The organism is Brenneria roseae subsp. americana (genome assembly GCF_003115815.1).
In the GTDB taxonomy this organism is placed as follows: Bacteria; Pseudomonadota; Gammaproteobacteria; order Enterobacterales; family Enterobacteriaceae; genus Brenneria; species Brenneria roseae.
Map to the genome: position 1 here is coordinate 256,658 of NZ_QDKJ01000001.1, position 20,951 is coordinate 277,608.

Below are 20,951 nucleotides of genomic sequence, written 5' to 3' on the forward strand. Positions count from 1 at the left end.
GGGAGACGTTTGCGTCTCCTCTTGTTCCGGGTATCGCGTTGTCGGTTCGCTGGCATTGATGGCTGCCGGAAGTATGAGTTAAGCGGATGAATATCGTCGAGGAGAGAACATTGAGCGATGCTTTGCGCATAAGTGGAGAGAGAGTGAAAGGGCAAAGCCGTCTGGATCAGATTATGGACTATCTGAAGAGCCATAATCTGGTGACGGTGGATGAGCTGGTTTCCATCATTGATGCCTCCCCGGCGACCATTCGCCGCGATTTGATCAAACTGGATGAACAGGGGGTGATTAGCCGTAGTCACGGCGGCGTTACTCTCAATCGCTTTATCCCCGTCCAGCCAACGACCAACGAGAAACTGCAACGTAATTTGCAGGAAAAGCAGGCGATTGCCCGCTATGCGGCGACGCTGGTGCAACCGGGCAGTGCGGTGGTGCTGGATGCCGGCACCACCACGCTGGAATTGGCGCGTAACCTGACCCATTTACCGCTGCGCGTTATTACGGCTGACCTGCAAATTGCGCTGTTTCTGTCTGAATTCAAACAGATTGAAGTCACTATCATCGGCGGACGTATTGATGACAGCAGCCAGTCATGTATTGGTGAACATGGCCGACGTCTGCTGCGCAGCATCTACCCGGATATTGCGTTTATCAGCTGTAACTCGTGGAGTCTGGAAAAAGGCATCACCACGCCGACCGAGGAAAAGGCGGGCGTGAAACAGGATCTCGGCCTGAATGCCAGCCGCCGGGTATTACTGGCGGACAGCAGCAAATACGGCGCTTATTCCCTGTTCTGTGTCGCGCCGCTCGCGGATTTGAGCGACATCGTTACGGACGTAGGGCTCCCTCCCGATGTACAAAACCAGCTTAAGGCACAGCCCTTTAATCTGAAACTGGTGTGAGTGTTTCACGCGGGATGAGCGTTTCCCCGGCGCTTTCCCTTGGCACCAGTTCTACCGCCAGCAGCCGCTGTTGATTTTCCCCTGTGGGGTTAATCAACAACTGTAGCGCCTGTTGTCCGAGTACGGCTTTATTGATGGCGATCGTCGTCAGTGGAGGGTGTGCCATGGCGGCGGTTTCAATATCATCAAAACCGACAATGGCCATATCCTGCGGGATTGTTAATCCGCGCTGCTGACAAACCCGCATGGCAATCAGTGCAGCGGAATCATTGTAGGCGAAAATGGCATCGGGAGGTTGAGGCAGATCCAGCAATTCTTCCACGGCTTGGGTCAGCGAGGCTTCAATATCCAACAGGGGAGGCGCAATCGCTTCGTATTCCGGTGGAGTAAGCCGTTTGGCGTCAAACAGCGCCTGACGGTAGCCTTTTTCGCGCAGACGGATACTGTAGTGAGCAAGGCTGCTGGCGAGAAACGCGATACGTGTTCTGCCCTGTGCAATCAAGTGGCGAGTGGCGAGATAGCCGCCCTGAAAGTTATCGGGATTGACGCAGGGAAGGTGCGGCGACCACAGGTCAACCAGCGCCAACGGCAGTTGCATATGCTGTAAAACCGCAAGCAGTTCTGGTTCAAAAAAGCCGGCGCACAGCAGTGCATCGGGGTTGTGCAGACGAACCTGCTGCTCCACCGGGTCAGTAGGGCCCAATGCCAGAAAGCTCAGGGCGATCCCCGCTTCCCGGCAGGCATTTTCCACGCCAAGCAATAACGGTGAATAGAACGACAATGCGCTGGAAATATTGTGCTGGCGATGCAGTAAAAACAGTACGCGGCGGACTTTATCATTACGCAGCCGAGTGAAGTCGTAGCCCTGTTGCTGCGCAATGCCGAGAATGCGTTCACGCGTCTCATCTTTCAGGCCCGGTTGTCCTTTTAACGCCCGTGACACCGCGCCTGCCGAAACGCCCGCCTCTGCGGCAATATCCCTGATCCTGATACGTTTGGTCATTCGTTACCTTCGATCCGTATGGGCATACCGCGTGGTGTTTCAGCGGATGTTGACGACAGTTTTTGTCCCAGCCACGCCGCGCCCCGAACGCCGCTGCTGTCCCCGTGTACCGCCTGAAGAATGGGCGTCGTAAAAGTATTGCTGAAAACATAGCGGGCAACCTGCGTATCCAGCCCCTGATACAGTACGCGACGATTTGATAACCCGCCGCCAATTACGATGACATCAGGATCGAGCAGATTGACGACGTCCGCCAGCGAGCGGGCCAGTTGATCCTGAAATAGCGTAAACTGAGAACGAGCATCGCCATCCTGCATATCGACGGCATCCAGAATCTCTTTGGCGGTCAGCGAGCGGTGATAGCGCAGGTTGTAGCGTTGCGATAAACCCGTGCCGGAAATAAAGGATTCAATACAGTTATCTTGCCCACAGTAACAGATGGCGGTGGGGCCATCTCGTTCCGGGCTATAACGCGGTAAAGCGTTGTGTCCCCATTCACCGGCACAGCGGTTGCGCCCGTCTATCACCTGCTGATGAATGGCAATACCGCCGCCGCAGCCGGTGCCGAGGATCACGCCAAATACGGTGTCGTATCCTTTTCCCGCGCCATCAATGGCTTCTGACAGCGCAAAGCAGTTTGCATCATTACTGATGGCAATCGGCTGCCGGCAGTATGCTTCAAGCATGGCAGGCAGCGGCTGCTGGTTAATGACCAGAATATTGGAGTTTTTGATGTCGCCGTTGCTCGCTTCGACGGTTCCCGGCAGACAAATACCGATGCTGAAGGGATGTGACACTGCCTGATGAACATCGTCGATCACGCGGCACAACAGGGTGAAGAACGCGATGTAGCTTTGCTTTTCCGTTGGGTAGCGCTGTTTGTACACCGTCTCGCCGAGGGAATTCAGCACCACAGCTTCTATTTTCGAACCACCGATATCAATACCCAGACTTAACATGCTTCATCGCTCCCGCTCAAAACCCCAACGGATGGAGGCAGCGCCATCACCTGTTTCGTCAGTCTACTTCTTTTTGTTTACTAAACTCAATTGGCTTTATTGATGTTATGGAATGGTTTTTTATTTTTATTCCTATATTTCATTATGATATTGCTTTCATTTCTGAAAATGAAAGCAAAAATAAATCAGGATTGTGAACAATATCACGGCAGGAATAGTAAGATTTTTTCTTAGTTTACTAAACGTTTTGGGCGTCATTAAATAATCCCGACGAGTCTCCCATCCCGCCATCAGAGTGAGCGCTATGTTTTTTACCGAGGGGAAACGGAGTCAGCGTTTCCCCTCGGGGCTGGCATGGCGCGTTATTTCATACTTGATGCAATGGCATCAACGTTGTGTTTAAACGCGGCGGTGTAGCTTGACGCAGGGCCGGATGCATCGGTCAGGGCTTCCGGATATAACTCACCGCCGGGTTGTGCGCCGCTGGCGTTGGCAATTTGTTTCACCAGACGCGGATCGGTCTGGTTTTCAATAAAGTAGGTTTTGATTTTTTCTTCTCTGATTTGTTTGATCAGTGAAGCCACTTTTTTGCTGCTGGCTTCTGATTCGGTGGAATAGCCGACTGGCGACAGGAATTTCACGCCATATGCCTGGCTGAAATAGCCGAATGCATCATGACTGGTCAATATTTTGCGTTTTTCTGGTGGAATATCGGCAAAGGTTTTCTTTGCGTAGCTGTCCAGTTCGGTTAACTGCCGGATATAAGCTTCCCCCTGTTTGCGATAGTCGTCGGCATTCTGCGGGTCTGCCGCAATTAGCGCATTAACGATGTTGTTGGCATAGATCACCCCGTTGCCCATACTGTTCCAGGCGTGGGGATCGGTTTCCGTTTTGCCGTCTTCGATCATGGTCCGCGTCTGGACGCCGTCGGAGGCGGTGACCACTTTGCCGGTGTAGCCCGATGCGGTAACCAGCCGATCCAGCCAGCCTTCCAGCCCCAGACCGTTAACGAAAACCACATCGGCCTTTGCCAGCGTTTTGCTGTCCTGCGGAGACGGCTCGAATTCATGGGGATCGCCATTGGGTTTGACCAGTTCGGTTACCGTAACGCGATCGCCGCCAATATGACTGACCATGTCGCCTAATACGGAAAAGCTGGCAACCACATTCAGGTTTTTTGCCATCGCCAGCGGGCTTAAAAGCAGACCGGATAAAGCAAGCGCGAGTAGTGAACGTTTCATTTTTTCCTCACAGAAGTTCTACATTATGGAATCAGCGGCGAGCACGGAGCATGCCGCCGTTGTGGCCGAAGCAAATTGAAAAACAGAAAAACAGCGTCGTGGTCAAAATAATGGCCGGCCCTGCCGGCAGGTCAGCGTAGTATGACCAGAGCAGCCCGATCAGGCTGGACGCCATGCCGAGAAGCATCGCCGTCACCAGCATGATGGAAAGCCGCTGTGTCCAGAAGCGGGCGCAGGCGGCAGGGAGCATCATCATGCCGACCGCCATCAGCGTGCCCAGTAGTTGAAAACCCGCTACCAGATTCAACACGACCAGCGATAGAAACAGGCCGTGAATCATTGCGCGATGGCGGCCGGATGCAATGCGCAAGAACGTCACATCAAAGGATTCAATCACCAGCGCCCGATAGATAATGGCGAACACGATCAGAGAAGCCGAGCCGATCAGCGCAATGTCGATCAGGGCGGCGCGGTCGATGGCCAAAATAGAGCCAAACAGCACATGCAACAAATCGATACTGGAGCCTCGCAGGGAAACCAGCGTGACGCCGAGTGCCAGTGAGCCGAGGTAAAAGCCGGCAAAGCTGGCGTCTTCTTTCAGTTCCGTCTGACGGCTGACCAGGCCGGAGAGCATGGCAACCGACAGCCCGGCAATAAAGCCGCCGATGCCCATCGCCAGCAGGGACATGCCGGAAACGAGATAGCCAATGGCAACGCCCGGCAGGACAGCGTGAGAGAGCGCATCGCCAATCAGGCTCATTCTTCTCAGCAGCAGAAAACAGCCCAGCGGCGCGGCGCTGAGCGTCAGAACCAGACAGCCGACCAGTGCGCGACGCATAAAGCCAAATTCGGCGAACGGCGAACTGATTAAATAAAACCACGTCATGACGCCACGCTCCGCAGTACCGGAGCGGCACTGGCGCTTGTCGGCTGACTGGCGAAGATCTGCTGTCGGTTTCCCCAGCGGTGACTGCCGTTGATCAGCTGTAGAACCTGGGGGAAATGTTGCTCAACCAGTTCCAGATCGTGCAGCACGGTAAGGATCGTTCGGCCTTCTTCATGCAGTTGCTGAAGAATGGTCAGCAGGGTCTGTGTGGTTTGGCTGTCGATGCCGGTAAAGGGTTCATCCAGCAGAATGATGGGCGATTGGGTCAGCAGCAGACGGGCAAACAGAATACGCTGTAGCTGCCCACCGGAGAGCTTGCCGATGTGCTGATGGGCGAACCCGGCCATGGATACCGCTTCAAGCGCCCGTATTGCTTTATTACGCCAATCGGCGGAAATACCACGCAGCAGACCGCTGTGCGGCAAACAGCCCATCAAGACCAGATCGCAGACGCTGATAGGAAACTGTCGATCAAACTCGGAAAGCTGCGGCAGGTAGCCAATGGTATTTTTTCCCTCACTATTGATGCGAAAGGTGCCGGACAGCGGCGGAAGCAGCCCCGCCAGCGTTTTTAGCAGCGTAGATTTTCCACTGCCGTTCGTACCGATAATCGCCGTTAGCGATCCCGAATTGAAGCTTCCGCTCAGTATCCCCAATGGAGTCTGGCCACGGTAGCCAAACGCCAGTTCTTGTAATGCGATCATGGCAACATCACCGCCCAGACAACCAGTAACCACAGGAATGACAATAGCGCTGACACCAGCAGTACCCGTTTGGGGGCGGAGAGGGAATAGAGGCTCATCATCGTTATCCGCTCATTGATATGAATTGTTATATTATAACATAACATTTTTATTTCAATGCGGAATGCCGGAATAGGTAAAAAAGTATTTAAAAACGTTATGAGACTTCCCCGTTATGAGGGGTCGCGTCATGCGCAGGGTTGCTGAAAATTCTCTCCTGAAACCGCACGGTATTTAATCGTGCAAATTTGCATTGCCGCGTCATTATTTCGCCGTCGTCATGAACTGTTTTATGTGAGCCGCGTTAAAAATATTTTAACTCTTTATTTATAGAGCGTGTTTGTGTGGGATTCATCACATATAAAAAGGCGGCAATCTTATTTATTAATGCGAATTGTCAAAATTTGAATGCAAGTCAACATTAATGCAAATTTGCATTAAATTAACGAAACAGGGGGCGCATAAGATGCCGACGGGCTCGCTCGATAAGTTACAAACCGAAGCGTTGCTGGAGCAGGTGGCGCGGGCATTCTGCCGGCTAAAGGCCATCGACAGCGTGACGCAGGAGACCGATCTTGCCGATGAACTGGCGATTCAGTTTGAGGAATGGGATTGGGAAGTGGGCGTCGGGCTTTACGGTTTTTGGAAACTGGCGAATCTGAAGCAGGACCGTGCCATGCTGCTGGCGCTGGAGCAATGGTATCAGCAAAAGCTGGATATCGGCCTGCCGCCGCGTCAGATCAATTCCACGGCGCCGATGCTGGTGCTGGCGCTGCTGTGTCTGGATAACCCGCAAGCTCCATCGCAATGGCGGCAGGCGGTAAGCGAATGGGCCGACTGGCTGCTGCATTCGTTACCCAAAACGGAAGATGGCGGTTTTCAGCACACGGTGAAAGAGCGCTCCAACACCGGACAATTGTGGGATGACACGCTGTTTATGGCCGGACTCTTTCTGGTGGCGGCAGGGCGGCTGTTGTCACGCCGCGATCTGATTGAAGAAGCCGAGTATCAACTGCTAACCCATGCCCGCTATCTGGCGGATGTACGCAGCGGGTTGTGGTATCACGGCTGGACATTCATCGGAAGACATCATTACGCCAATGCCTTCTGGGGGCGAGGCAACGCCTGGATCACGCTGGTGCTGCCGGAAATGCGCGTGCTGGCGCAGGATCAGCTGTCTACGCCTGTGCTACGCACGCTGGAAGCCATTCTGGAGCAGCAGACGCAGGCGTTGGCAGGTTGTCAGCACGACTCCGGTCTGTGGCATACTTTACTGGACGATCCGGATTCTCCGCTCGAAACCTCCGCCAGCGCGGGCTTTATCGCCGGGATCCTAACGGCGCGGCGGCTCGGCATGTTGAACGATTTTCCACAGGCGCGGTTGGATAAAGGGTTTGCCGCCGTCGTCGCGCAGATTGATGATGCGGGCGTGGTGCAGGGCGTCTCCGACGGTACCGCCATGGGACACGATTTACAGTTTTACCGCGATATTCCCAATGTTGCCGTGCCTTACGGACAAGCACTGGTCATGCTGATGTTATTGGCGCAATTACATTCTGTTTGAAGAGATTGGCAATGGCGAGTCTGGAAGCGATCCGCTACAGCGAACGGTGGATCAACACGCGTAAAGTGAACGATCTGACACCCGCAGGCATTATATACTGGCGACGACCATGCTCTCTTTGTTGCCGGTGACGGCGGTGTTTGTCTTCCTGCAAAAATACATCGCCACAGGTATTGCCAATACGGGGATGAAATAACGATGTCGACACTCAAGGATATTGCCGATCGCGCCGGGGTTTCAATCAGCACGGTATCCCGTGCTTTGAACGGCACTGCGCCCATCAGCGCCAAAGTCAAACAGCGCATCATGGCGATTGCCGTCGAGCAAGGCTATCCCTTGCATAAGGCAGGTAAGGCGGTGGCGCCCCATACCGAGCCACTGCGCCATATTATGCTGGCCACGCCGCGCAACCTGATGCTGGAAAATGATTACAATCTGGTCTCGCTGACCCTGATTAACGCGCTGAAAACCCTCTGTCTGCAACGCAATATCCAACTGCGTCCTTTTCTGGGCGAGCACGATACCATTAACGAACAGCAACTGCTGCGTGAGCTACAGGACGGGCGTGAAAGCGGCATCCTGATTGTGAACGACGATCACCCCATGCTGCTGAATGCCGTTGCGGAAAGCGGTATTCCGGCGGTGCTGATTAATGGGGAAGACCCCGGCATGCGGTTGAATTGCGTGATGCCCGCCAACCATTATGCGGCTGCGGCTGCCGTGCGCTATCTTATCGGACAGGGACACCGGCGCATTCTTCATCTCACCTGGACATCCCGTATGACCATCAAACAGCGTGAGCGGGGCTATCGTGAAGCGTTGTGTCAGGCAGGAATTGAGGTAGACGAAGCGTTGATTCTGTCATTGCCGGATTTCCACCCGCGAACGGCGCGGGATGCCGTCTTGCGTTGGCTGACCGCCCATCCCGATCGTCTCGGCGTGACGGCTGTTTTCTGTGCCGCGGATAATCAGGCCATTGGCGTAGTGGATGCTCTGTACCAGTATGGGTTACGCGTACCGGACGATATTTCGGTCATGGGTATGGATGATATTTTGCCGCTTGATATGCTGCCCGTTTCGCTCACGACCGTGAATCTTCCCTTTGAGGCTATCGCCAGGGCTTCGCTGCAACTGCTGACGCAGCAGTTGACGCCATCACAGGCGCTGGGAGTTGCCCAGCGTACCGAACTGGCGGGGCGCGTGGTGATCAGGGGGTCGGTGCGGGCGTTGTAGCTCGCCTCAACCACTCGCTAAAACTTAAACCGCATTCCTGATGGAAACGACGCGTCAGGGGGATATCGGCCATAAAGAAAAAAGCCCCGCACTAGCGGGGCCTTACAGCGATATTCTATCCAAACTATGAAAAAATAAATCGTTGGGTAGGGCACGTGCGCCCAGAACGGGTTAGCCGTTGCCCTCCCACCGAACCGTACGTGCACATTTCTGTGCATACGGCTCTCCATTGGATCAAACAAGGCTTCTTCGGTCTGGCAGTGTTCCTCTGTGAAGATTGACGTGACATATCCGGCAGAGCACTAATGTTTTCCTGTTACGGGCGATCATCAGCTTCTTCCAGTTATCTGTACCCGACTTGATATCCTTAAGTTTCCTCACATGGTGGACTTCAAAAGGACCGGTTCTGGTACCGCAATATTCACATTGGCGTGCAGCCATCCTGTCCAGCAATTCAGTTCTGCCAGAATATTTATGCGTATTCGGCAATATATCCGGTGAACTATGTTTTGGCGCACTCCTGTTTTTGAGTCTAAATACCTCCAACTCATATACCTTTCCATTACGATTTTCCCGATAAACATACCTGCCATCCGCTTGCCTTAATCGCCGTGCGATTTTGGTGCGTGACGTCCGATGTTTACCTGCCAGCGTCTTATAAAGACTATTTTCCCATATCCAATGCAACTTATTGAGATAGAGAACGGGGGCGAGATTGTAGTAATTCGCGTAGCCGCGCATTTCGGCGTTGTACTGACCAATGATTTCATAGTCAGACATGTGCATCATTGCTGGCCGGCCAGAGCTGTCACCATATCCGCCATCGTAATTCCCATAGCCACGTAGAGAGCAGAATTTCAGGATTCTTTCCCTCGGTACGCCCAGATGGATATGTTCCGTTATCGTACGTTTTACCGCATGAGTTTTACTTCCATCTGTATTAAGCCCTACAACACATTTGACCTGTTTGCTTTCACGGCGTGTTTTAATTTCATAACCGAGAAAAGTGAATCCTTTCTTTGGGTCAATAATGCCGGATTTCTCTTTTGATATTTCCAAGTGAAGTTCAGTTTCAACAAAATCGACAACCTCTTTCATTATCTTTTTTGCCTCACTTTTACTTCCTATCACACCAATCAGAAAATCATCAGCATATCGAACATACCGCATTCTTTTGAATTCAGTATCATCCATAATAACACTGGATAGCGTGCGCAACTGTTTCTCCAGTTCATCCGCTTCATGTTTCCATTTTTGGATTTTCTGCTCATCAGCAGGCATTCCTGAAGCGCCGAAACCTTGCCTGATCCATTTAATACGATTTGCCCGGTTCTGTAGTGCTCTTTTGTATATGGGATTGGGTTTCCTCCGTCCCCCTTTGCCGAACTCGCTGATTCTATTTTTCATAAACTCATCAAGTTCATGGAGAAATACATTGGCAAGAATAGGGGAGATAATACCACCTTGTGGTGTCCCGCTATGGGTGCCAAAGTAACGCCAGTTGTCCAGATAACCAGCTTTCAGGAACTTCTTGAGAAGCGCCAGAAATTTGTTATCAGCGATCCGCTTGCTCAGGAATTTCAGCAGCAGATCGTGGTCAATGTTGTCGAAGTAACCTTTGATATCGACATCACATACCCATTTTGTTCCTTTCCAACCGTTTCTGATTTCTTTTAATGCAGAATGACAGGAACGCTTAGGCCTGAATCCATAGCTCCAGTCGCTAAAGACCGGTTCATAGATCTCTTCCAATAGCATTCTCATTACTTCCTGTATTAATTTATCGTCTCCAGTTGGAATACCTAATGGACGTTTCTTTCCATTCGGTTTTCGGGCATCTTTAGGTATGTGCGTGCGCCTGCAAGGTTTGGGATTATACGATCCTGAATTTATAAGCCGAATAAGATTAATAATCCTATCCACGCTCATTTCATCCATCGTATTGTTATTTATTCCTCTCGTCATGGCTCCCTGATTAGAATAAATATTGGCATAGGCCTGTGCCCAAAGATCTTTATTACTGCACATGATTTTATGCAGTTTCTTGATCTTATATCCTTGTATACTGGCTTTGTTTATACCACTTAGAGCATTGAGTGTTCCCTGTGATAGCACTGACTATCGAACCTCGCTTCTATTAGTATAGATCCAACTGACTCCCTTCCCCCTTACGAATATAATTTAATTAATAATTACTTATCAATTTATATATATTTTTCAGATTGGCTAGCCAATTGCGACTCCATTACAGAGCTACATTGGGTACTATGGAGTCTCCGTTACCATATTGGTTAATTACTTAACCAACTTAGGTAATCCCGTATTTCTTTGTAGTCAAGGAGCATCCCACTTAGGTTTCACTTACGTTCAATTACCACTCCCACCGAGCAGGTGCCAATATTGTTGGATATAGTAACCTTCTACAAATAATTACTATAAATATTGGTATGACTCCTGAATAACCGTGAGCCATAGATATCCCGAAACCCACTATGAACTATGATTCAACCAATCAGGCTTAACCATATGGGATTTGCAATGGCTGGCGCAAAGTAGGTTATTTCCCCGCAACCAGCCTTTTCCTGACATGCTACACTCCCCTCCCTCTTTCGAGGTTCAAACCCATTACTGGGTAAGGATAAGTCAGGCTTGCAATAGGCACTCCAACAGCCTATGATTAACTCAATAACTTGAGTTAACCACTTGATTTACAAAGCAAAACGGCGCACTTAGAACGGGATATCGTCGTCAAAATCCATTGGCGGCTCATTGCTGGGCGCCGGCGTGTTATTTTGCGCAGCAGGGCGGGCTTGCTGTGGTTGAGCGCCGCCGCTGAATTGGTTGCCGCCCTGCGGTTGTTGAGGTTGGCCCCAGCTACCTTGCTGCTGACCGCCGCCGGCAGGCGCTGCCCCACCGCTCTGACGTCCGCCCAGCATTTGCATGGTGCCGCCGACGTTGACCACGATTTCAGTGGTGTAGCGATCTACACCAGACTGATCGGCCCATTTACGGGTTTGTAGTGAACCTTCAATATAAACCTGAGAGCCTTTGCGCAGGTATTCGCCTGCGACTTCCGCCAGTTTGCCGAACAGGACAACGCGGTGCCATTCGGTCTTTTCTTTCTGCTCGCCGGTTTGCTTGTCACGCCAGCTTTCGGACGTGGCCAGAGTGATGTTGGCAACTGCACCACCATTCGGCATATAGCGAACTTCTGGGTCTTGCCCCAGATGTCCGACAAGAATCACTTTATTAACGCCTCTGCTGGCCATGCTCGTGTCTCCTGATGAATCAATAGATTTATTTTCAAGTCTAAACGATCAATCTTAACATGGGAAAAGTATCTATCATACCTGCGGAACGCGATCAAAAATGAAGAAAACGTTTGCAACATTTGCATAGAAAACGGATTGGATACTGGATATCCATTCAGCTTTTTTTGTGCCATAATTGCACGTTTCGTACCGGTTGTCTCCATCAGTGAGATGATGCAAAACTGTATTTATTCCGGGAAGTGTGTGAATGGATAAGATCGAAGTTCGTGGTGCCCGTACTCATAATCTCAAGAATATCAATCTGATAATCCCTCGCGACAAGCTGATAGTGATCACCGGGTTATCTGGTTCAGGTAAGTCATCGCTGGCGTTTGACACACTGTATGCCGAGGGACAGCGACGTTACGTCGAGTCACTTTCCGCCTATGCGCGCCAGTTCCTGTCGCTGATGGAAAAACCGGATGTCGATCATATAGAAGGCCTGTCGCCGGCGATTTCCATCGAGCAGAAATCTACCTCGCACAACCCGCGCTCCACGGTGGGGACGATTACCGAAATTCATGACTACCTGCGTTTGCTGTTTGCGCGCGTGGGTGAGCCGCGTTGCCCGGAGCATGATATTCCGCTGGATGCCCAGACGGTCAGTCAGATGGTGGACAACGTGCTGGCGCAGCCGGAAGGTAAGCGTCTGATGCTGCTGGCGCCGATTGTGAAAGACCGTAAAGGCGAGCACACCAAGACGCTGGAGAATCTGGCGACGCAGGGATATATCCGTGCGCGTATCGACGGTGAAGTCTGCGATCTTTCCGATCCGCCGAAATTGGAATTACAGAAAAAACATACCATCGAAGTGGTGGTCGATCGTTTCAAAGTGCGTGACGATCTGGCTCAGCGTTTGGCGGAGTCGTTTGAGACGGCGCTGGAACTCTCCGGCGGTAGTGCGGTGGTGGCGGATATGGATGACCCGACGATGCCGGAACTGCTGTTTTCTGCCAACTTCGCCTGCCCGGTCTGCGGCTACAGCATGCATGAGCTGGAACCGCGTATGTTCTCATTCAACAACCCGGCTGGCGCGTGCCCAAGCTGTGATGGCCTGGGGGTTCAGCAATTTTTCGACCCGGCGAGGGTGGTACAGAATGCGGAGCTGTCGCTGGCGGGAGGAGCGATCCGCGGCTGGGATCGCCGTAACTTCTACTATTTCCAGATGTTGCGTTCGCTGGCCGACCATTACAAATTTGATGTTGATGTACCGTTCGAAAGTCTGGGCGATTCCATTCAGCAACTGATCCTTTACGGTTCAGGCAAAGAAAATATCGAGTTCAAATATATTAATGACCGGGGTGATACCTCGGTGCGTCGTCACCCGTTTGAGGGCGTTCTGCACAATATGGAGCGCCGCTATAAAGAGACGGAATCCAGCGCGGTGCGGGAAGAACTGGCGAAGTTTATCAGCAATCGCCCTTGCGCCAGTTGTGGCGGTACGCGTCTGCGTGAAGAAGCGCGCCATGTATTTGTCGAACAAACTACATTGCCACAGATTTCCGATATGAGCATCGGCCATGCGATGAGTTTCTTCCAGAATATGAAGCTCAGCGGGCAACGCGCTCAGATTGCAGAGAAAGTGCTGAAAGAAATCGGCGATCGTCTGAAGTTCCTGGTTAATGTCGGGCTTAATTACCTGTCGCTCTCACGTTCGGCAGAAACCTTGTCCGGTGGCGAAGCGCAGCGTATCCGTCTGGCAAGCCAGATTGGCGCGGGTTTGGTGGGGGTGATGTACGTGCTGGATGAACCGTCCATCGGTTTGCATCAGCGTGATAACGAGCGTTTGCTGGAAACGCTGATTCATCTGCGTAATCTGGGCAATACCGTGATTGTGGTCGAGCATGATGAAGATGCGATTCGTGCCGCTGACCATGTGATTGATATCGGACCGGGGGCGGGTGTACACGGTGGTCAGATTGTGGCCGAAGGCACAATGGCGCAGATTATGGCGGTGCCTGACTCGCTGACCGGGCAGTTCCTGAGCGGCAAACGCAAGATTGAAGTCCCCGAACACCGCGTTCCGGCTGACCCGACCAAAGTGCTGAAGCTGATTGGTGCGAAAGGCAATAACCTTAAAGATGTGACCCTGACCCTGCCCGTAGGGTTGTTTACCTGCGTGACCGGGGTATCAGGTTCGGGCAAATCCACGCTGATTAATGACACGCTGTTCCCGCTGGCGCAGCGTCAGTTAAACGGCGCAACGCTGGCGGAGCCTGCGGCATACCGTGAAATTCAGGGGCTGGAACATTTCGACAAGGTTATCGATATCGATCAGAGCCCCATTGGCCGCACGCCGCGCTCCAACCCGGCGACCTATACCGGCATTTTTACACCAATCCGTGAACTGTTCGCCGGCGTGCCGGAAGCGCGAACCCGCGGCTATAATCCTGGTCGTTTCAGCTTTAACGTCCGCGGCGGACGTTGCGAGGCCTGCCAGGGTGACGGTGTGATCAAAGTGGAAATGCACTTTCTGCCGGATATTTATGTGCCGTGCGATCAGTGTAAAGGTAAGCGTTATAACCGTGAAACGTTGGAAATCAAATACAAAGGCAAAGGCATCCATGAAGTGCTGGATATGACCATCGAAGAAGCTCGCGAGTTCTTTGATGCAATACCCGCACTGGCCCGTAAGCTGCAAACGCTGATAGACGTTGGTCTGTCGTATATCCGTCTGGGGCAGTCGGCAACCACGTTATCCGGTGGCGAGGCGCAGCGTGTGAAACTGGCGCGTGAATTATCGAAACGTGGCACCGGTCAGACGCTGTATATTCTGGATGAGCCGACAACCGGCCTGCATTTTGCCGATATTCAGCAATTGCTGGCGGTTTTGCACCAATTACGCGATCAGGGAAATACCATTGTCGTGATTGAACATAATCTCGATGTTATAAAAACCGCCGACTGGATCATTGATCTGGGGCCGGAAGGCGGCAGCGGCGGCGGTGAGATCCTGGTTTCCGGTACGCCGGAAACCGTTGCCGAGTGTGAAAAATCGCATACCGCGCGTTTCCTGAAACCGATTCTGGCGCGTCAGCCGGCGTAGTGTTGTGCTTATCCCATAGCGTTCAACATGCAGGAAGCTAAGGCGACGGTATGTTGAACGCTGGCAAGGATATCGTTTAAAGAATATGGGGCATCAGGTAAAAGACCTTGTGCCCTTATTTATTCTGCTCGGTTTCTTGTTTAATCTTTATCACATGCTGTCGTAGCACTCCCGGAGGTTTGCCATGTGGATACAACATGAAATCCGTCTTAAGCCTAAAACCAGAGGCTTTCATCTGATTACTGATGAAGTGCTGGCGCAGGTAAAAACGTTACGACAAATCAACGTTGGGCTGATGCATGTTTTTATCAAACATACTTCAGCAGCACTGACGATCAATGAAAATGCCGACCCGACCGTGCGGCAGGATTTTGAAAATTTCTTTAATCATCTGGTTCCGGAAGATGAACCTTATTATCGCCATGTATACGAAGGCAGCGACGATATGCCCGCGCATCTGAAAGGGAGTCTGTTGGGAAATAATTTAACTATTCCGATCAGCAACGGACGATTAAATCTGGGAACCTGGCAGGGAATTTATTTATGTGAGCATCGTAATCATGGCGATAGCAGGACACTTATTATCACTATCCAGGGGGAATAACGGTAATGAATAAACGAATATTCACCTGTTACTCATTTGAGTTGAAGCGCCATTGTATTTTTAGCACTTTCACAAAGTGAAGAATGTTTTTTTATATTTATAGTTAATGCGTATTGTTCTGGGCCCATCTTAATTTATTCTTTCCATCGGTTTCTCATCAAAATTGATTAACCTCCATGATTCTTGTATTTACCCAGTTATATAAAAATGATGATTTCTCCGTTAGGCGGGCGAACCACCGGGAACACGGATTCTGCCAGCGGACAACGCGTTGGCGCTTGTCACCATTGCGGGTAAAACGACGAATAGTTCGAAGAACAGACGTTCGTCCTAGACCAGCCATGCTGAGCCGCTTTCATTGAAGAAAGTGGCTTTATGTTCTGCCTGTACGGCAGCGAACAACCCGTCTTGAGCGGTTATCTGGTCAACGTATTTCTAAGCTGCCTATACGGCAGTGAACTATCAAATCCTGATGCGATGTGGGTTGATGTCTTTCTAAGCTGCCTACACGGCAGTGAACTATGTCTGGCATGACGCCGGCCAATGCGCAATTTTCTAAGCTGCCTACACGGCAGTGAACCATAGCTGATCGCTCGTGATTCAGAATTTCGTTTTCTAAGCTGCCTACACGGCAGTGAACTCGGGCATATACAGTACCCCACACGCGTGCGATTTCTAAGCTGCCTACACGGCAGTGAACTTTAGACCACCTTTAGACCACCTTTTTGCATATTTCTAAGCTGCCTACACGGCAGTGAACGCTTACGCTTTACTGTTCGGCAGCAAAGGGGCTTTCTAAGCTGCCTACACGGCAGTGAACAGTAGCCTTTTTACTTTAACGATTTGTTTTATCAGCAGCAATTATCATTTTTATATACCACCCCCTTTTTTTCTGGTTCCTTATAACTTATTGATTATTCATACGCATAAGTCAGGCAAATAAAAAAGGGTCATCACTGATGGAATATTATTTGTGGCAGTAACTTTCCAGCGCACCACTGTGCTAATCTGAGTTCTTTATCCCTTATCTTTCCCATCGCAGGGACATTGGCTCCCAGCAATTCGAAATTTATTGGGTGTAGTTTCCAGAGTATGACAAATTTCTCTATTAAATAATTATCCTGCGATTTATTTCGTCGGTGTCATTATAGTTATCGCTGCGGCAGAGAATATATTATGGATAATGTCTTTAGTCCTTCAGATTTAAAAACGATTCTGCATTCCAAACGCGCCAATATTTATTACCTCCAGCACTGCCGAATTCTGGTGAATGGCGGTCGGGTAGAATATGTCACGGAAGAGGGAAACCAGTCGTTGTACTGGAATATCCCCATCGCTAATACCAGTGTTGTGATGCTAGGTACCGGAACATCCGTGACGCAAGCGGCAATGCGGGAATTTGCCCGCGCGGGTGTGATGATCGGCTTTTGTGGCGGCGGTGGGACACCGCTATTTGCAGCTAATGAAGCTGAAGTGGCGGTGTCCTGGTTATCGCCGCAAAGTGAGTATCGGCCAACGGAATATTTACAGGACTGGGTCAGCTTTTGGTTTGACGATCAAAAACGGTTGGCCGCAGCAGTGGCATTCCAACAGGTGAGAATAGCGCAAATCCGTCAGCACTGGCTCGGATCTCGCCTGTCCCGGGAACAACGATTCACGTTTAAATCAGAGCATCTTCAGGCATTACTGGATCGTTATGAAAAAGGACTGGCTTCCTGCCACAACAGCAATGAGGTGCTGGTGCAGGAAGCCATGATGACCAAAGCGCTGTACAGACTGGCCGCCAATACCGTGAGCTACGGTGAGTTTACCCGAGCCAAACGCGGTGGGGGGACCGATTTGGCAAACCGTTTTCTCGATCACGGCAACTATCTGGCTTATGGACTAGCGGCAGTGGCAACATGGGTGTTGGGCCTGCCGCATGGTTTGGCTGTCTTGCACGGTAAGACCCGACGCGGTGGACTGGTGTTTGACGTTGCCGATCTGATTAAGGATGCATTGGTGCTGCCGCAGGCGTTTATTGCCGCGATGGCCGGTGAAGATGAGCAGGAATTTCGCCAACGTTGCCTGACGGCATTTCAGCAATCAGATGCGTTGGATGTCATGATCACCAGTCTGCAAGATGTGGCCGGACAGCTTAGTCAGGTGGGCAGATGAATATTCTGCTGATATCAGAATGTAGCAAACGAGCGCTGGTAGAAACCCGCCGGGTGCTGGATCAGTTTGCCGAACGTAAAGGTGAACGCAGTTGGCAAACAGCTATTACTCAGGAAGGATTGAATACACTACGCAAACTGCTGCGTAAAACGGCACGCCGTAATACCGCCGTGGCCTGCCACTGGATCCGCAGCGCCAACCATACCGAATTACTGTGGATTGTTGGTAATCTCCGACGCTTCAATGCCCAGGGAAGCGTCCCAACGAATACCACCAGCCGGGATATTCTGCGCACGAAAGATGAGAATCCGTGGCACAGCGCCGAGGTATTCAGTCTGCTGGCGGCGATTGCCGGGTTGTTTCATGATTTCGGCAAAGCCAATGCCTTATTTCAGACGGGATTGCTCGAAAAAGGCCCTCGCAGCCAGCCTTATCGGCATGAATGGATATCGCTACGCTTGTTTCAGGCGTTTGTTGGCAAGCAGGATGATCGCGCCTGGCTAACGGCGCTCAGTACCATCACCGCAGAAGCGGAAACGACGTTCCTGTCCCGTCTGCAACGGGATAAGAAATCTGCTGGCGACAGCCCGTTTCATTCTTTACCGCCACTGGCGCAGGTTGTAGCCTGGCTGATTGTCTCCCACCATCGGTTGCCGATGTTTAATCCCTCACCTGAACGGGCACCGGACAGATCACAACCACAACTGGATTACCTCGACCGCTGGCTGACCGACCATGTATCTCCGCAATGGAATGCCCTCAATCATTGTAACCCCGATTGGCGCCAATCCGATCTGGAACAGGTATGGCAATTCCCGCACGGCACGCCGTTGCGCAGCAAAATCTGGTGTGAAAAAGCCCGCAAGTTTGCCGGTCGAGCACTGAAATTACCGTCGCTGGCGCACTTCGGCCAGTTGGATCAACGTCTGACCGTGCATCTGGCACGTCTGGTGTTGATGTTGGCTGACCATCATTATTCCGCCAGCATCGCAACGGTTGGCTGGCAGGATAAGCATTACCCGGTGTGGGCCAACACCGATCGGCAAACGAAGAAATGCAAGCAGCAACTGGATGAACATTGTGTTGGAGTCGGTCAGAACGCCCTGCTGTTAGGGCGCAGTCTGCCACATTTACGTGATACGCTGCCTGCCATCACCCGTCACAAGGGATTCCGCCAACGCAGCACACACGCACGTTTCCGCTGGCAGGATCGCGCCTTCGATCTGGCCTGTTCCATCCGTGCTACCAGCGCCCGACAAGGGTTCTTCGGCGTCAATATGGCCTCCACGGGCCGGGGAAAAACTTTCGCCAATGCCCGTATTATGTATGGGCTGGCCGAAGAGAGCATTGGCTGCCGCTTCTCGATCGCGTTGGGGTTGAGAACGCTAACGCTGCAAACTGGCGATGCCCTGCGGCAACGATTAAAACTGGAAGAGGACGATCTGGCGGTGCTGATTGGCTCCCAGGCCGTGCAGGATTTGCATACATTGCAGCAAGAAGATAAGCATTGCCGTCAGGAAGTACTACATCAAAGCGGCAGTGAATCGGCTGATCCACTCTTTGCCGAACATCAATATGTGCGTTACGACGGCACTCTGGATGACGGCCGCCTGAAAGCGTGGCTGGAGCAAGGCTCTACCCTGCATCAGTTACTGAGTGCGCCGGTACTGGTCACTACAATTGACCACCTGATGCCCGCCACCGAAGGGTTACGCGGCGGCCGGCAGATCGCGCCGATGTTGCGGTTGTTAACCGCCGATCTGGTGCTGGACGAACCGGATGATTTTGGTCTGGAAGATTTGCCTGCACTCTGTCGACTGGTGAACTGGGCTGGCATGTTAGGATCGCGAGTGCTGCTCTCGTCAGCCACGCTGCCTCCGATTCTGATCCGGGCGCTCTTCGCCGCCTACCTTGATGGGCGCGCAGCCTGGCAGCAGGCTTGTGGCACACCGGACACCGCGTTGAACGTGTGCTGTGGCTGGTTTGATGAATTTGACTGCCAGTACCAGCAACATGGCAATGATAGCGATTTCTTTACCGGGCATGAGTCATTTATTAGTAAGCGATTGAAGAACCTGGCGCAACATGAGTTACCGCTACGCTTTGCGGCAATTACCCCTGTGAGCAGCCCCAGCACGCGTGATGACGACGTTCATCCGGCGGTGGCGCAAACGCTACATCCACTGATGTTCGACTTGCACCATCAGTATCACCAGAGGCATAAAAACGGTAAAACCGTTTCACTGGGGTTGATCAGGATGGCAAACATCGATCCGCTGGTGGCCGTCGCTCGTCAACTGCTGGCAATGCCATCACCATCGGATACCTGCATTCATTATTGCATATACCACAGCCAACACCCGATGGCGATGCGTTCCCACATCGAACAAAGGCTGGATACGGCGCTGATGCGCGGCGATGCCGATGCCATATGGCAGGTAAAGGAAATTCGTGACGCGATGGAAAATACCCCACAGCAACACCATCTGTTCGTGGTGATAGCAACCTCGGTGGCGGAAGTGGGCCGCGATCATGACTATGACTGGGCGATTGTCGAACCCAGCTCAATGCGGTCGCTGATTCAACTGGCTGGCCGGATACTTCGTCACCGCCAGGATGAACAGCATGTACCGTCAACACCCAATATTTATCTGCTCAGCCGAAACCTGCGATCGCTAAAGGGCAAAAAAGTGGCGTACTGTAAACCCGGGTTTGAATCCGAAAAGCTAAAACTCACCAGCCACGATCTGCATCAATTGTTAAAAGAAGAAGAATACCGCCACCTCAGCGCCTCACCCCGTATTTTGCAGCCAAAACCGATCACCAGCCCGTTGACCTTTGTCACACTGGAACATGTGGCATTGGGCGATACGCTTTTTGGCCTGAAGAATCGCGATTCGCAAAAACCGACCGCCGCGCTCTGGTGGCAAGCCCATCCCCACTGGTGCGGCGAGCTTCAGCGACGCACTCCGTTTCGTAAGTCGGCCAAAGAGAGTCTGTACTGCTTATGGATCGCCGATGAAGACGAAGCGCCGGTTTTCATGGTTCAGGATGATGGCCCCAGCGGCTGGAAACCAATTGACATTGTTCGCTCTGTGACACAGCACATGGCGGACGGCGTAAGCGCCTGGATCGATCCCGACTACCACGCCTTGTATCAACGGCTGGCCGAGGAGAAACAGTGGGAACTGAGATGGGTCAGCGCCCATTTCGGCGAAATTCGCCTGCGGGATAGTGACAATAGCTGGTGCTGGCATCCGCTGTTAGGGGTGTTTGCGCAATGAGAACCATAATCACAGGAG

General features: G+C 51.8%; 14 protein-coding genes, 1 pseudogene and 1 CRISPR repeat array. Of the genes and pseudogenes, 8 read left to right on the top strand and 7 right to left on the bottom strand.

The window, feature by feature from the left end; genetic code table 11:
* Window positions 1-86: 86 nt before the first annotated feature.
* On the top strand, window positions 87-902 hold the full coding sequence (locus tag B4923_RS01120) for a DeoR/GlpR family DNA-binding transcription regulator (protein WP_109052509.1): 816 nt from the start codon (window positions 87-89) through the stop codon (window positions 900-902).
* Here B4923_RS01120 and B4923_RS01125 read toward each other — a convergent pair.
* From B4923_RS01125 to B4923_RS01145, 5 genes are all read right to left on the bottom strand, one after another.
* A complete protein-coding gene (locus tag B4923_RS01125; RefSeq protein WP_109052510.1) occupies window positions 883-1,905 on the bottom strand; it encodes a LacI family DNA-binding transcriptional regulator in 1,023 nt (340 codons plus the stop codon). The genes B4923_RS01120 and B4923_RS01125 overlap by 20 nt on opposite strands.
* Complete coding sequence (locus B4923_RS01130; RefSeq protein WP_109052511.1) at window positions 1,902-2,864, bottom strand: ROK family protein; 963 nt, start codon at window positions 2,862-2,864, stop codon at window positions 1,902-1,904. Before B4923_RS01130 ends, B4923_RS01125 begins: the two co-directional genes overlap by 4 nt.
* 362 nt (window positions 2,865-3,226) lie before the next feature.
* On the bottom strand, window positions 3,227-4,105 hold the full coding sequence (locus tag B4923_RS01135) for a metal ABC transporter substrate-binding protein (RefSeq protein WP_109052512.1): 879 nt from the start codon (window positions 4,103-4,105) through the stop codon (window positions 3,227-3,229).
* Window positions 4,106-4,136: 31 nt separating this feature from the next.
* Window positions 4,137-4,991, bottom strand: a complete 855-nt coding sequence (locus B4923_RS01140) for a metal ABC transporter permease (protein ID WP_109052513.1) — start codon at window positions 4,989-4,991, stop codon at window positions 4,137-4,139.
* A complete protein-coding gene (locus B4923_RS01145; RefSeq protein ID WP_109052514.1) occupies window positions 4,988-5,695 on the bottom strand; it encodes a metal ABC transporter ATP-binding protein in 708 nt (235 codons plus the stop codon). The genes B4923_RS01140 and B4923_RS01145 overlap by 4 nt, the downstream gene beginning before the upstream one ends.
* 505 nt (window positions 5,696-6,200) lie before the next feature.
* Between B4923_RS01145 and bglB the strand changes: the two genes are divergently transcribed.
* The 3 genes and pseudogenes from bglB (at window position 6,201) to B4923_RS01160 (ending at window position 8,531) form a co-directional block, all read left to right on the top strand.
* Window positions 6,201-7,298 carry a beta-galactosidase BglB gene (gene bglB, locus B4923_RS01150; RefSeq protein ID WP_109052515.1) on the top strand — a complete coding sequence of 366 codons (1,098 nt, stop codon included), beginning with the start codon at window positions 6,201-6,203 and terminating at the stop codon, window positions 7,296-7,298.
* Between the two features lie 88 nt (window positions 7,299-7,386).
* A pseudogene (locus B4923_RS21250) lies at window positions 7,387-7,494 on the top strand (carbohydrate ABC transporter permease); the annotation flags it as partial.
* 2 nt (window positions 7,495-7,496) lie between these two features.
* Window positions 7,497-8,531 (top strand): LacI family DNA-binding transcriptional regulator, encoded by a 1,035-nt coding sequence (locus tag B4923_RS01160; RefSeq protein WP_109052516.1) that lies wholly within the window; start codon window positions 7,497-7,499, stop codon window positions 8,529-8,531.
* A 234-nt stretch (window positions 8,532-8,765) separates the two neighbouring features.
* Here B4923_RS01160 and B4923_RS01165 read toward each other — a convergent pair whose 3' ends face one another.
* A complete protein-coding gene (locus B4923_RS01165; protein WP_109052517.1) occupies window positions 8,766-10,646 on the bottom strand; it encodes a group II intron reverse transcriptase in 1,881 nt (626 codons plus the stop codon).
* Between the two features lie 614 nt (window positions 10,647-11,260).
* A complete protein-coding gene (gene ssb1, locus B4923_RS01170; protein WP_109052518.1) occupies window positions 11,261-11,800 on the bottom strand; it encodes a single-stranded DNA-binding protein SSB1 in 540 nt (179 codons plus the stop codon).
* Window positions 11,801-12,050: 250 nt separating this feature from the next.
* Between ssb1 and uvrA the strand changes: the two genes are divergently transcribed.
* From uvrA to cas3f, 4 genes are all read left to right on the top strand, one after another.
* Window positions 12,051-14,888: an excinuclease ABC subunit UvrA gene (gene uvrA / locus B4923_RS01175; RefSeq protein ID WP_109052519.1), complete on the top strand. Its 2,838-nt coding sequence runs from the start codon at window positions 12,051-12,053 to the stop codon at window positions 14,886-14,888.
* Between the two features lie 184 nt (window positions 14,889-15,072).
* On the top strand, window positions 15,073-15,492 hold the full coding sequence (locus tag B4923_RS01180; RefSeq protein ID WP_109052520.1) for a secondary thiamine-phosphate synthase enzyme YjbQ: 420 nt from the start codon (window positions 15,073-15,075) through the stop codon (window positions 15,490-15,492).
* A 432-nt stretch (window positions 15,493-15,924) separates the two neighbouring features.
* Window positions 15,925-16,312: a CRISPR direct-repeat array (repeat unit 28 nt; unit sequence TTTCTAAGCTGCCTACACGGCAGTGAAC).
* Between the two features lie 356 nt (window positions 16,313-16,668).
* Entirely contained in the window at window positions 16,669-17,649 is a 981-nt protein-coding gene (cas1f, locus tag B4923_RS01185; RefSeq protein ID WP_109052521.1) for a type I-F CRISPR-associated endonuclease Cas1f, read from the top strand.
* Complete coding sequence (cas3f, locus tag B4923_RS01190; RefSeq protein WP_109052522.1) at window positions 17,646-20,933, top strand: type I-F CRISPR-associated helicase Cas3f; 3,288 nt, start codon at window positions 17,646-17,648, stop codon at window positions 20,931-20,933. Before cas1f ends, cas3f begins: the two co-directional genes overlap by 4 nt.
* Window positions 20,934-20,951 lie beyond the last annotated feature (18 nt).

What these genes read in the sequence shown, in the direction of transcription:
- cas1f (WP_109052521.1), top strand. Translation starts at nt 16,669, where the DNA reads ATGGATAATGTCTTTAGTCCTTCAGATTTAAAAACGATTCTGCATTCC.
- cas3f (WP_109052522.1), top strand. Translation starts at nt 17,646, where the DNA reads ATGAATATTCTGCTGATATCAGAATGTAGCAAACGAGCGCTGGTAGAA.
- B4923_RS01120 (WP_109052509.1), top strand. Translation starts at nt 87, where the DNA reads ATGAATATCGTCGAGGAGAGAACATTGAGCGATGCTTTGCGCATAAGT.
- ssb1 (WP_109052518.1), bottom strand. Translation starts at nt 11,800, where the DNA reads ATGGCCAGCAGAGGCGTTAATAAAGTGATTCTTGTCGGACATCTGGGG.
- B4923_RS01160 (WP_109052516.1), top strand. Translation starts at nt 7,497, where the DNA reads ATGTCGACACTCAAGGATATTGCCGATCGCGCCGGGGTTTCAATCAGC.
- B4923_RS01180 (WP_109052520.1), top strand. Translation starts at nt 15,073, where the DNA reads ATGTGGATACAACATGAAATCCGTCTTAAGCCTAAAACCAGAGGCTTT.
- B4923_RS01145 (WP_109052514.1), bottom strand. Translation starts at nt 5,695, where the DNA reads ATGATCGCATTACAAGAACTGGCGTTTGGCTACCGTGGCCAGACTCCA.
- B4923_RS01140 (WP_109052513.1), bottom strand. Translation starts at nt 4,991, where the DNA reads ATGACGTGGTTTTATTTAATCAGTTCGCCGTTCGCCGAATTTGGCTTT.
- uvrA (WP_109052519.1), top strand. Translation starts at nt 12,051, where the DNA reads ATGGATAAGATCGAAGTTCGTGGTGCCCGTACTCATAATCTCAAGAAT.
- B4923_RS01125 (WP_109052510.1), bottom strand. Translation starts at nt 1,905, where the DNA reads ATGACCAAACGTATCAGGATCAGGGATATTGCCGCAGAGGCGGGCGTT.
- B4923_RS01135 (WP_109052512.1), bottom strand. Translation starts at nt 4,105, where the DNA reads ATGAAACGTTCACTACTCGCGCTTGCTTTATCCGGTCTGCTTTTAAGC.
- B4923_RS01130 (WP_109052511.1), bottom strand. Translation starts at nt 2,864, where the DNA reads ATGTTAAGTCTGGGTATTGATATCGGTGGTTCGAAAATAGAAGCTGTG.
- bglB (WP_109052515.1), top strand. Translation starts at nt 6,201, where the DNA reads ATGCCGACGGGCTCGCTCGATAAGTTACAAACCGAAGCGTTGCTGGAG.